Source organism: Hoylesella nanceiensis DSM 19126 = JCM 15639 (genome assembly GCF_000379965.1).
Classification (GTDB): domain Bacteria; phylum Bacteroidota; class Bacteroidia; order Bacteroidales; family Bacteroidaceae; genus Prevotella; species Prevotella nanceiensis.
On record NZ_KB904334.1, the window covers coordinates 86,135 to 99,264 of the forward strand.

Genomic DNA, 13,130 nt, shown 5'->3' on the forward strand with positions numbered 1-13,130 from the left:
GAAGTTTTATGCCTTCTTTTTACAATTTTCTTTCCCGATAAGAAATTTGTAATTATAGAAATATTAACAAGAGAATAGCTTTTAATTGTTAATATATTTCAAAATAAAAGCATTGCTTTTTACTTGTAAAAGGAATGCTTTTAATAAGCAAAAGCATCACTATTGGAGTGCAATAGCAATGCTTTTACAAGGCAACTCGATAATGTGCCTAAAATAAAGGGATTGAGAATGATTTTTATAACATCTGCTGTTCGATACTTTCTTCGTGCACAGCTTCGAATATTTTGGTAACAAATTCGTCGTTAAGTCCCATTGCTTTGCCCTGAGCACATCTGTTATCGAGCAGTTCTTTATATCTAAGTGTCTGCAAAACAGTCATCTTCTTCTCTTTCTTATACTTACCAATCTGCCTCGAAATGCCCATTCGCTCTGCCAACAAGTGCAACAACTGCTTATCTAACTCGTCTATTTGGGTGCGCAACAAATGAATATCTTCAGTGATGTCGAAATTGTTTCGCAACACCAAACCATTGATAATATCTTGCAATTGACAGGGAGTCACCTGCTGAGCAGCATCACTCCATGCCTCAGTTGGGTTGCAATGGCTTTCAATCATCAATCCATCGAAACCTAAATCGAGGGCTTGTTGCGAAAGAGGGGCTATGAGATTGCGCTTGCCACCTATGTGACTTGGGTCGCAAATAATGGGCAATTGGGGTATTCTTCTACGCAACTCAATAGGAATTTGCCACATAGGCAGGTTGCGATAGGTTTGACTTTGATAGCTCGAAAAGCCTCTGTGAACAGCCGCTAAGTGCTTTATTCCTGCACGATTAAAACGCTCTAAGGCTCCAATCCATAGCTCTATGTCGGGGTTAATGGGGTTTTTCACCAATAAACAAATGTCTTTATTGCCTTCGAGTGCATCGGCTATCGCTTGCACTGCAAATGGGTTCGTGGTGGTTCTTGCTCCAATCCACAATATATCGACCTCGTATTTCAAAGCCTGTTCCACATGTTCTGGGGTGGCAACTTCTACTGCTGTGAGCATACCTGTTTGCCTTTTAGCCTCTAATATCCAAGGAAGTGCTTTGCAACCATTGCCCTCAAAGCCTCCAGGTTTGGTGCGGGGTTTCCACACTCCTGCACGAAACACACGGCAACCCATTTGCTTTAGCTCGTAAGCTGTGTGCAAAACTTGTTCTAAAGTCTCTGCACTACATGGCCCAGCAATAAGAGTTGGAAGCTCTGTTTCGCTTAAAAAAGGTAATGGAAGTATATCTAATTCGGTGTTTTTACTCATTCTTCTATATAAATCTGTCTTTCTTTTGCAAAAGTATTACTTTTCAATTATCTATCCAAACGAATGAATGCTTTTTTAAAAGCAATGCTATTGCAAGAGAAGGACGAAAAAAGGTGAACTTGAAAGAGTTCAAATTCACCCTAAAATACTTTGTGCTACCAGTGTACCTTGTTTGATTCTGTCGGCTATTCCGATGCCATCTCGAAGGTTTCCAGCCACAATTAAGCCTTTATATCGTTGTTCAACGGCTTGCACAGCCTTTATTCTTTCTTCTGTATTTGCCCAATATTGAGGTATAGCTCGTTGATGTTTCGAAATCTTTATCGCTTCTATTTCTACATCGTTGGGCACTTTTAGCATACGATGCAAAGCGTCTTTCACAAGCGAAACGATCTCTTCATCGCTCTTATTCACCATGTCTTGGTCTTTCATTCCACCTAAGAAAAACGACAAAGTGGTGCTATTTTGGGGCGCACGGTTATCGAAACATGCCGAAGTGAACAACACTCCGAGTAGCTTTTGTTGCTCTATTGTGGGCACTAAGCCTCCAAATGCATTCAAAGTGTGGGTGTTTACATATTTAATTCCAACGCCTACCTGAACCACTGGGGCATAAGTTAAGTTGCTAAGTGCCTGCTTCTCTGCCTCTGTTACAAAGGGAAGGACTTGCGGAAGGGCATAAGCTCCACAGGTTGTAATGACCTTATTGGCTCTCACTACGCACTCATTGCCTTGCAAATTGGTATAAGTCACTGAATAAGAGCCATCTTCTTGGGGCGAGACACTAAGGTTATTGGCTCCAAGAACAATATTTTTCTCATCAATATTCTTGGCTAAAGCCTTGATAATTTGCTCCATTCCGTGGTTGGGAGAGAACACATCTTTAGTGGCAAGACGCTCTCTTTCGGTCTTTTTCTCTTTGGATTTCTTGATCGCTCCACGTATAAAACTGCCATAGTTTTGCTCTAATTGATAGAGTTTTGGCAAGGCATAGCGAGTGATTAGCTTTGTAGGATCACCTGCATAGATGCCTGCAATAAATGGATCTACAGCGTAGTTGTAATACGAATTGCCCAGTCTTCGCTTCACCATGTCGGCTACTGACTCGTTAGGATCACTACCTTTTGCTCTGAAAGGTTCGCCTAAGATACGCAACTTGTCGTAAGTTGTAAACAAAGGCGTTGTTATTGCAGTTAAAAGAGAGGTGGGAAGGGCTGTAAAACTGTCTTTTTTCCAAACCAATCGACGTTTTGCCGAACTGCGAGCAATATCCACTTGGCAATCGGCTACAATGCTATTGAACAGCTCTACCGCCTCTGGAGAAGACAAAACACCTGTATTTGGTCCGCTTTCAAACAAGTAACCATTAACGTTAAAGGTACGAATTTGACCGCCAAAACGCTCTTCTTTCTCAAGAACTTCAACGTCTTTTCCCCCTTTCTTCAGCCAATAAGCAGTGGTTAAGCCTGTTATTCCAGCCCCAATCACAACAATATCTTTCGTATATTCTTTTCGTTCTGTATTCATTTAAATAGGCTTTGAATATTGTTTATTGTTGTTTTTCATCAACGGATCGAGCAAAGCTACAACGTTTCTAACGAATGGTGAGCCACTTGTTGTCATGCTTATACCCTGCTCTGTCATGGTTATTAAGCCATCGTTCGCCATCTCTTGCAATTTGGCTACATCGTAGTTGAGAGTGGCTTGTNTGCTTTCTACCGACAAATTCAATTCTTTTGAAAGCTTGTTCCACTCTATCTCATTGTTACACATCATGGTTTCGATCACTTCTCTCACCACTTGTTCTTGCGAAGAGAGGATATATCCTCGTTCAATATCTAATTTGTTGTCGTTCAATATCGAATCGATATACTTTGTAATATTGCGTCCATTTTGCGCATAAGCATTGCCAAGCTGACTGATTCCCGTTACTCCAAAGGCGTAAACCTGTCCTGTTGTGCGCAAAGTGCAATAACCTTGGAAGTTACGATGTAGCTGTTTAGAATCTAAAGCCACGCTTAGTTCGTCGTTAGGTCTTACAAAATGGTCCATACCTATACTTCTATAACCTGCCGAATGCAATACGTTAATGGCACGAGTCATCATCTCTTGCTTTACATCTGCAGTGGGTAAGCCAATCTTTTCGAGTATCAATTGACGCGTATGTACCCATGGAACGTGCCCATAACTAAAGGTTACGAGGCGGTCGGGCTGCATTTCTACTGCCTTTTGTATTGTTTTTTCGAAGCTTTCAGGGGTTTGTAAGGGCAAACCAAACAAGAAATCCATATTGATTGTGGCTTGATGTGCTCTTAAAATAGAAAGTATTTCGGGTACAGGAATAAGCGAAGGAAGTCGGTTTACGGCTTTTAATACATCGTTATTGAAGTCTTGTATGCCCAAACTATAACGTGTAAAACCACATTCGCACAATGCATTCCAATCGCTTTCAGTGAGATATCCTGGGTGACATTCAATGGCAATCTCGGGCTTTTCGATAGTGGGCATCAGCGATAACATGTGCTCATTCAACTCTTTGATATAGTGAATGGGCAGTGATGTAGGACTTCCTCCACCATAATGAATCTGAGATATGCGTCTATTGGCTTTGTCGATGTGAGCCGCAACGATATCTATTTCACGATGTAAAGCCTCAACATACTTATCAACTTGCTGTTCTTTGGCCATCGCATACGAGTTACATCCACAATAATGGCATAGATGATTGCAATAAGGAATGTGCAAATAAAAAGACACATGGTTTCTACTTGCATCGTTAGAAGCATCTACTGCCGAGAGATACTCAGTGTCGTTGAGTTCTTTAAAGTAGTTAGCTGGCGGATAACTCGTATATCTTGGTACGGGAATATTATATTTATTAATTACTTGTTCGTTCATTGTTGGTCTCCTTTTGTTTGAAAACTGAGAGAATATAAACAAGAGATGCTAACGCAATAGCAATCTCTATAGCAAAGAAAAGACGGTAACCATAGTGCTGAGCAATGGCTCCTGAGACTACAGCCATCATCATTCCGCTAAGGTGTGTGATAACAGTTTGAATGGTAAAGTCGGTTCCTTCTCTGCCAGGTCGAACCCTTTCCATCGACGAAACATACACCACTATGGTGCACATGCCGTAAGTTGCCCACAAAAGAGCAACGCCAATGCAAACCCGAAGCGTTGTGATAGCGTCGGAAAGCATTAAGAAAAAGTAGAGAGTGGTGATGAGAATAACGCTCGCAAAGGCGATTCTGGCTTTGAATACGCCATATTTTCGCACGAAAAAGCCTGCTCCCCACGATGCAAAAAAGGCTACTCCAGTTCCTAATATGCCACTAATCAAGCCTATTTCCTTCATGTTATAGCCGTGATCTACAAGGAATGAGCGCAAAAGAGATAAGGTTCCGAAGATTCCTGCATAGTATATTACAAGGAAAATGATTTGCTTCCAAATGCCTTTCTGAGTGAAAAACCAAATGAAATCGGCTTTCTTAGCCTTTGTTTCTTTGGGCTTTTCGTTGATAGTAAGATGCTTATTAAACAGCAAGGGCAATAATGCAATGAGCACAAAGATGGCTAAAAAGGGTAAAACTGTTTGCCAACCATAACGATGTAGCGCCATTAATAGCACCCCACCGCCTAGCAATGCACCTCCAAAACTACCCATAGATTGCATGCTATTCACCATACTTTTATCGCTTTTCTTAAATGTTAGCACCGCTAAAGCATCGGTCGCAACGTCTTGAGTGCCTGATGTCACCAATGAAAGAACCACTAAAAAGATGATAAAATAAATGTCGGTTGAAACGTGTAAGAATCCTATTGTAAGCAAAAGAGCTGCATATACCAATTCAGAAACAATGATGGTGCGTTTATAATCGTTTACAGTTACACAGCGTCTGTCAACCATTGGCGCCCAAAGAAACTTGATAATCCAAGGCAATTTCACTAATTGCAAGAGCCCAATAGTGGTTAATGAGAAGTTATTCTCACGCATTAAGACTTGCAAAGCCGTTGAAAGAAAGCTCGAAGGAACGGCTTGTGCGATGTACAAACAAAAGAAAGTACAAAGCGTAAAGACGCTCCCTTTATGTCGATTGATATATTCTGGTTGGATTGAATTCATCTATTCATTAGAATTTCACAAGCAAAGAAGTCCCGAAATAAGCTGGTTTTCCAATCTGAGCATAGTCTGCAGACGACTTAAAACAATAGGTATTATAATGCGTATCGGTGATGTTTTTACCCCAACACTCCCATGTAAAGATTCCACTTGTTATGCTTATCTTAGCGTTAAGCAATGCATAAAAGTTCTGAGCAACCTCATTATCCTCTGCCCAATATATCTTTCCGAGTCCTGTTAAGCCTGCAGTTAGCACTATTTTGTCGATAAATGAGGCGCAAGAAGGATATAAAGTGTAACTTGCCGAGCATGATAATGTGTTGCGAGGAACCATTGGAAGCATGTTACCCGAATAGCTTAATGTTGCCGATTTTTGATATTCTATGAACTTTGCATAGGTATATCCATACGAAAGAGCAATGCTTAAGTTCTTCAAAGGCGAGCTATTCAAAGCCAATTCAAATCCTTTACTGCTCGAATGGCCTGCATTATGAATAACATTTCCAACGCCTGGAACTGTTTGATTCACTTGTTGTTGACGCCAATCGATATAATATAGCGCAGCTTCGGCATAGAGCTTATCTTTCAAGAGATGCACCTTCCCGCCTAATTCGTAATTCCAATTGTATTCAGGACCAAAGCTTGTTTCTTCTTCTTTTTGGAAAGTTTGATTGAAACCACCAGCCTTATAGCCTCGAGTTACAGAGAAATAGTACGAATTATTATTGCGTTCGTCTTGATATTGCAAGGCAAATTTAGGCGTTATCTGATTGAAATGCAATGAACTATTAACGTTCTTCACCTCTGTGCGTGCCCCATCTGTACTCAATTGATAGGTCTCTCGCAAGTATTTAAGGGTCGAATTTTCATAATCCCAACGCAATCCTGCAATGAAACTAAAGCCTGAAAACAACTTAATGGTTGATTGATGATAGATCGCAAGTGCATTAACAGGAATGCGATAGTGCGTTGGAAAGGCATTATCCTTGGTGATATATTGCGTTTCTACCGTGTTATTGATGTGCTGGGTCATTGCAAAAGCACCCCAAAGCCATTGATATCGTGAGCTATTATTCGACTTTAACATGAATTCTTGGCTTAACATTGTTTGCTTTAGTCGGTTCTTTACAAAGTAAGTGTCGTTTGAAGTAAAGTCTTGGTCTATGCCTTGTCGATCTCGTATATATTGGAATGCAGTCTGACTACTAAAACTTACGTTCTCACCTGCATAGCTAATGTTGAGTCCAGAGGTTGAAAGTAGACGACGATAGCTGCTATATCGATTGTAATTAACAGGTTCTGTTTCACCAGTTAGGCGGTTGTATTTACCATAAGGATATCCTCCTTGATTCGAATAGTCGAGCATTGAGTTGACACGAAGAAACCACTTATTATCCAATAGCCACACCAAAGCAACACGACCATAAGCGTCTTTCAATTGATCGGCATATTCATTGGTGAACATATTGCGATGAAAGCCATCGTTATAGTGATATCCTCCTGCCACAGAATAGCCCACTTTAGCGCCTAACTTGTTATAGTGTGAGAATTGAAATAGGGCATCATTGTGACTACCATAACCCAATTTAAATTGTGTTCCCTGATATGTTAGGGGCGAAACAGTAGTTACGTTGATAATACCTCCAATGGCATTGCGACCATAAAGGGTGCCTTGTGGACCACGAAACACCGTTACTGAGGCGATATTCGACATGTCTACATCAAATGAAGAATTCTCAAAATGAGGTATTCCATCAACATAAAAGCCTACAGCAGAGCCCTTTGTCTTCGCTCCAACACCACGAATATAAACAGGAGTGTTTTGCTTTGAGCCATATTCGGGCATGTAAAAGTTAGGCACTACGGCTGTTAATTCAGTGATACTTTGTAGCTCGTGGCGATTGATAAAGCCACTATCCACTACTGAAACAGAGTTGGTTGCAAGATTTTCTTTACTCTTTTTAAATTCAACAACAGTGACTTCACTAAGTCCTACAGTCTTAAAAACAGTTGAATCCGCATCATTGGGCACAGCTGTTCCTAAGAAACTTGTTAATAATAAAATGGAGTTAAGCATATAAATGTATTCTATTTCGTATAATATGGGCACAAAGTTACGAAAATATCACACTTTATGAAATCCTATTTTATGAGGATATTACTGATAACAAGTGATTTAAATGAAAAATAAATGTTATAAAATGAAGAGTTTTTGTATCCTGATTTACTCCTCATTTAAGGCTCCACAATGCTTACAACGTCTGCTTTTTTCGAGTGGCATACCGCAGTTTCCACACACAAACTTTATTCTTGGCATCTTAATATATCGTTTTATTGCCCAATAAACATATACAATAAGAAGTGGATAACCTATGTAATATAAGGTAGAAACGCTGAAAATGATGTAGTTAACAGCACATACTGCTGCCAAACCGCATAAATACAACACCGCATCTCCTAAGGGTAGAAGATGGCGAACATCGTCTATTGCAGCCAAACCAATTAATAATATGGCCCAAACCGATAGCAAAAAGAGGTTTAAAGGCAATGGTACTGAAAATGGATTGAGCGTTGGATGGAAGTAGAAATGATGCCAAACCTGAGGCGCAAAGAGCTGAATTGAGGCGTAAAAGGTGGCCGATGTAGCTACTAAAAGCACCAATAAGGTGGGATAAATCGAGTTAATATCTCGAAGATGCACAATAGGCAAACTCGCACTCAACAGTTTTCGCATGATGTAATACACCGAAATGAGCACAATGATCACTAAGAACACCAAGAGATGTATATCTGAAAAGGTAGATATAAATAGTGAAATAGGGTCGTCGGGCACTACATTTGGAAGTAGTTTACTCTCGTGTATCCAGCCAAAAGTCTGCTGGTCTCGAGCCACTTGCACCCATACAGAATCGATACTATCGGCAGACATAATGCGAATGTCAGCCACAACCAAATGGTCGTTCTTATAAACTACCAGCGAATCTTCTTGCAAATGCGATAGAGTTTCTTCGGGTTGCTGCTTAGAAAGTACCAAAGAGTCGGCTTTCACCACAAAGTTATAGTTCGAACTATAATGATGTGTGGCTTTGAAATGAGAGCTATCGTTTTGACCTACACTATCTAATAGGTTCTCATTGATATTCTTTGTGTTCTGATGATAGCACGAACTACAAAGCAACACCAATAAAAACAATAGCAAAGACGCCTTATTTGATATGTTTCTAAGTACTTGCATAGATGTTCATTTGACATTGTGAGCAATCGAATTGCAGTCTAAATTTACGTCCGTCGGATAGCTTTAAATACAAAGGTTCTTTCCATTTAGGAGCCACTCCACCATGAATTACACAGTGACCCAATGAATATCGAATACAATGTTTGCACTGCATCAACAACGATTGGGGTACATTTTTGTCGCCTTTCACCTCAAATGCCTCTTCAGGATCTTGCAACCCCTGTTCTTTATAGAAGGCTTTTGCCAAGCTGTTGGCAATATTATAGGTATAAGGAAAGGCCTTATATTCTTTTTGCCATTGCAGATTTACACCGCAACCACTTGCTTCTGCTTTTTCTCTTAATCGTCTATTGTCGTGTGGTTGGAATTGTTCGAGAGCCTCACGACGCATATCTGCGAGCAAACTCGAAGGAACAAAGAGGCTTTGCGCTTCGTGTTCGATATCGATTTTACCTGCTTCGAAGATGGTGTTACCCAATTTCGATAATTGCTTTACAATATTGTCGTATTGATTTTGGCGTGCCGCTTCGTGCTGAAAGTCACGCTCCACTCTTGCAGTGTCATAGCCTTCTGCCTGCAAGGTGAGTGCAAAGCCACTTGGAGTGGTGGCAAACTGCATGGTAAGAGCAATCTTTCGCACTGCTGTGGGCTTCGACAATACCTTTTCAAAGGCCTCATCGTTGTTTCTAAAAAGATAGACACCCGCTTTTAAGTCACGTGGCATTTTAAATGGAAAGAGCTTATTTCCTTCTACTCTATTCACTCTAAAGCCCTCTAACTTGTTGTCGTCGTTCATAAAACACAAACCATCTCCATTGGCAAACGATGCTACTCCTGCCACTACAAAATAGTTGTTGCGCACGTCTTTCACCTTTCCCACGGGTTCACCAATGGCTTTTGGAGTGTCGAACGAAGCGATTTTGTTTTCTCGTTGATGCAAGAAATAGGTGGTAAAACCTCGATTAAAGGTTTTATTGAGATTGGGGTCGAAGCTGTGTTTCACTGCTCCCAACGATGCACGGCAATATTTTTCAGGGTGAGCCGCAATCACTTTATCTAACTTTTTGCGATAAGCCGAAACAACATTCTTAACGTATGACACGTCTTTTAGTCGTCCTTCTATTTTGAACGATGTTGCTCCTGCATCGGCAAGTTGTTCTAATTCGTTAATACGACACATGTCTTTAAGCGACAAAAGGTGTCGTTGATGTTCTATTTCTCTATCGTCTGAGTCGACAAGATCGAAGCTCATACGGCAGAATTGAGCACATTCACCTCTGTTTGCACTACGTCCAAAGCTGTGTTGAGATACATAACACACTCCAGAATAGCTCACACAAAGTGCTCCATGCACAAATACTTCTAACTCAACATCGGGCTCTTCTTTGTGAATGGCTTTGATAGCGTCGAGCGAAAGCTCACGAGCCAACACCACACGAGCAAAACCTAAGGACTTAAGCCACGACACTTTGTCGGCCGTTCTATTGTCGGTTTGGGTAGAAGCATGTAGCTCAATGGGCGGAATATCCATCTTTAACACGCCCATATCTTGCACAATTAGAGCGTCTACACCTGCTTCATAGAGCTGGGTGATGAGCTTTTGACAATAATCTATCTCGTGTTCATACACAATAACATTAAGTGTTACATACACTTTCACGTCGAACTGCTTAGCATATTGGCACAATTGGGCAATGTCTTCAATTGAGTTTCCTGCTGCCGAACGTGCTCCTAACTGCTCTGCACCTATGTAAATGGCATCTGCCCCATGCTCAATGGCGGCAATACCTGTTTCTAAATTCTTTGCAGGGGCAAGCAATTCTAATGGTCGCATATCAATGTTTTTGTCTTAATTTGTTATTTGTTTTGTGTTGAAAGAAAACGAGTTGGATTGTACCAATACGTTTGTGTTATCAAGAAAAGACATCTTTTCTTTGTTTTTTACCTCAAGATGGTGATTTTCTAATATGCAAACTTACGAAAAAAAACTGACATTTCTCGATTTGCAACGCTAATCTTATTTAACAGCAACATTTCACCTCGTTTCTAAAAGCTATGCTTTTCACTTGTAATTACATTGACTTTTATGCATAATTGCAATGCTTTTAAAGGGCAATAGCATTGCTTTTCCGAGCTAACCGCAAAGTACTTACCTTTCGATTCGATTTCATTTGATTGTAAAAAGAATTAAGATACGAAAGCAGATGGGCGATGTCGGGTGGAAAGAAGTGGGTAAATGGTTCTCATTTATAAGGAGAATAGAGAAAAGGCGATGGGCTTTTGGTATCTAATTAGGTTGTCGGTCGCTCTTTTCTAAGCAGAGATGATAGCATAAAAAAGCAGAAGTTCTTCGCCAGCCACATAGCCAGTGAAGAACTTCTTGTATGATTTGAGTTGAAATTAGGGGCGATTTACCACAATTTTAAACGTTTGTTTTCAGGCAAGAAAAGCGCATCTCCTTCTTTAACTCCAAAGGCTTTATACCAAGCATTGATGTGAGGAAGAGCACCATTAACACGCCATTGACCAAGAGAATGAGGGTCGCTCTTTGTTCTACTGCGTATTTCTTTCTCTGTAATGTTACCTGCCCACACACCAGAATAAGCGATAAAGAAACGTTGTTCGGGTGTTAAGCCATCGATAATAGGTAGCTTTTCTTTCTTATTTACATTTTCGAAAGCAGCGAAAGCCACTTCAAGACCACCGTGATCGGCAAGGTTTTCGCCAAGAGTGAAGCGTCCGTTAGCATTCAAGTCGGGCAACACTTTGATGTTAGAGAAGAAGTTTGCATACTCAGTTGCACGTGCATCGAAGTTCTTTGCATCGTCTGCAGTCCACCAATCGCTCATGTTTCCGTTCTTATCATAGTGTCTTCCTTGATCATCAAAGCCGTGAGTCATCTCGTGACCAATCACTACTCCGATCGCACCATAGTTGAAAGCGTCGTCTGCTTTGGGGTCAAAGAAAGGTCTTTGAAGGATACCTGCAGGGAAACATATCTCGTTTGTGGTTGGATTATAGTATGCATTTACAGTTTGAGGAGTCATCAACCACTCGTCTTTATCAACAGGTTTGCCAGCCTTTTCTTCTATTGTTTTGTTGTTCCAGTAGAGCACACATTGCATTACATTATCGTAATATGACTCTGATGGCTTAATGCTTAGACCCGACATGTCTTTCCATTTGTTAGGATAACCAATCTTAACATAGAACGAATTCAATTTATCTAAAGCCGCTTCTTTAGTCTTTGCGGTCATCCAATCTTGATCTTTAATGCGTTCAGCCAATGCAATTTGGAGGTTCTTCACCAACTCTTCCATACGAGTTTTAGATGAAGCGGGGAAGAAACGCTCGCAATATATACGTCCAAGAGCCTCTCCCATTACCGATTCTACTTGTGAAGTAGCACGCTTCCACAATGGGAAATTTTCTTTTTTACCACGCATTGTCTTGCCAAAGAAGTCGAAGTGTTCTGCTTCTACTGCGCTACTCAAATAACCTGTCGAGCTATTGATAACACTCCACTGCATATATGCTTTGCGATCTGCAAGGTTCCATGTTGTAACCAATTTGTTCAAGCCAGCGAAGAAGGCTGGTTGTCCGACAACAAGAGTTTGGAAATAAGCTGATTTTATACCTTCTGCATTGAGCAAAGCCTCAACAGGTAGGTTTGGATATTTAGCCTTAAACTGAGCAAAAGTCATCTTATTGTAGTTAGCTTCTACATCTCTTAGCTCGGTACTACTCTTTGAAAACTTAGCAAGAGCGGTTTCGAAACGAAGCACAGCCTCGCCTTTTGCCTTTGCTTGAGCAGCATTAAAGCCAAAAAGTTGGAACATTTTAATAAGATGTTTCTTGTAAGCTTCACGAATATCTACTGTTGCTTTGTCGGTATCAAGATAGTATTCCTTTTGTCCAAGGGTAAGTCCTCCTTGATAAAGATAAAGTATATTCATCGAAGCATTGCGCTCATCGGCATTAAAACTTGCACCAAAAGGCACGCCAAAAGAGAACGCTGCATATTGCATTTGTAGCTTTATGAAGTCGGGAACGCTCTTCAATGCATCAATTTTCTTTAACAATGGAGTTACAGGAGCAACACCTTCTTTATCTCTGCGTGTTGAGTCCATTGCCAATTTGTAGAAGTCGCTCAACTTTCTTTCAATGCTTCCTTCGGGATAAGTATTCTTAAGTAGGTCGCTCAAGATGCCATTGATACGCTTATTGTTATCTTCTTGAAGCTGATCGAAGCTACCATAACGAGAATAAGCAGCAGGCAATGGATTCTTTTTTTGCCATCCACCAGTTGCATATTGATAAAAATCGGTTGCAGGATTTGCAGTTAAATCCATGTTAGTTAGGTCGATCCCAGATTCTAACTGCGTTTGTGCCATACCGACAACAGATGATGAAGCGATCATCATAGCTGCAATTAATCTTTTTGTTTTCATACTTTTCTAATTTAATGA

At 40.6% G+C, this 13,130-nt stretch carries 8 protein-coding genes; all 8 read right to left on the reverse strand.

Annotated elements, in window-relative coordinates; genetic code table 11:
- Positions 1 to 235 precede the first annotated feature (235 nt).
- The 8 genes from A3GM_RS0110085 to A3GM_RS0110125 all read right to left on the reverse strand — a co-directional run bounded on the left by A3GM_RS0110085 (position 236) and on the right by A3GM_RS0110125 (position 13,112).
- Complete coding sequence (locus A3GM_RS0110085) at positions 236 to 1,303, reverse strand: chorismate mutase (protein ID WP_018363249.1); 1,068 nt, start codon at positions 1,301 to 1,303, stop codon at positions 236 to 238.
- A 135-nt stretch (positions 1,304 to 1,438) separates the two neighbouring features.
- A complete protein-coding gene (hemG, locus tag A3GM_RS0110090) occupies positions 1,439 to 2,830 on the reverse strand; it encodes a protoporphyrinogen oxidase (RefSeq protein ID WP_018363250.1) in 1,392 nt (463 codons plus the stop codon).
- Positions 2,831 to 4,201 carry an oxygen-independent coproporphyrinogen III oxidase gene (gene hemN / locus A3GM_RS0110095; protein ID WP_018363251.1) on the reverse strand — a complete coding sequence of 457 codons (1,371 nt, stop codon included), beginning with the start codon at positions 4,199 to 4,201 and terminating at the stop codon, positions 2,831 to 2,833. It abuts the gene before it with no gap.
- Positions 4,182 to 5,429 carry an MFS transporter gene (locus A3GM_RS0110100; RefSeq protein WP_025830080.1) on the reverse strand — a complete coding sequence of 416 codons (1,248 nt, stop codon included), beginning with the start codon at positions 5,427 to 5,429 and terminating at the stop codon, positions 4,182 to 4,184. The genes hemN and A3GM_RS0110100 overlap by 20 nt, the downstream gene beginning before the upstream one ends.
- Positions 5,430 to 5,436: 7 nt before the next feature.
- Entirely contained in the window at positions 5,437 to 7,503 is a 2,067-nt protein-coding gene (locus A3GM_RS0110105) for a TonB-dependent receptor (protein ID WP_018363253.1), read from the reverse strand.
- Positions 7,504 to 7,650: 147 nt separating this feature from the next.
- A complete protein-coding gene (locus A3GM_RS0110110) occupies positions 7,651 to 8,661 on the reverse strand; it encodes a beta-carotene 15,15'-monooxygenase (RefSeq protein ID WP_018363254.1) in 1,011 nt (336 codons plus the stop codon).
- Positions 8,648 to 10,495, reverse strand: a complete 1,848-nt coding sequence (locus A3GM_RS0110115) for a peptidase U32 family protein (protein ID WP_018363255.1) — start codon at positions 10,493 to 10,495, stop codon at positions 8,648 to 8,650. Before A3GM_RS0110115 ends, A3GM_RS0110110 begins: the two co-directional genes overlap by 14 nt.
- A gap of 577 nt (positions 10,496 to 11,072) precedes the next feature.
- Positions 11,073 to 13,112 carry a M13 family metallopeptidase gene (locus tag A3GM_RS0110125; RefSeq protein ID WP_025830079.1) on the reverse strand — a complete coding sequence of 680 codons (2,040 nt, stop codon included), beginning with the start codon at positions 13,110 to 13,112 and terminating at the stop codon, positions 11,073 to 11,075.
- Positions 13,113 to 13,130 lie beyond the last annotated feature (18 nt).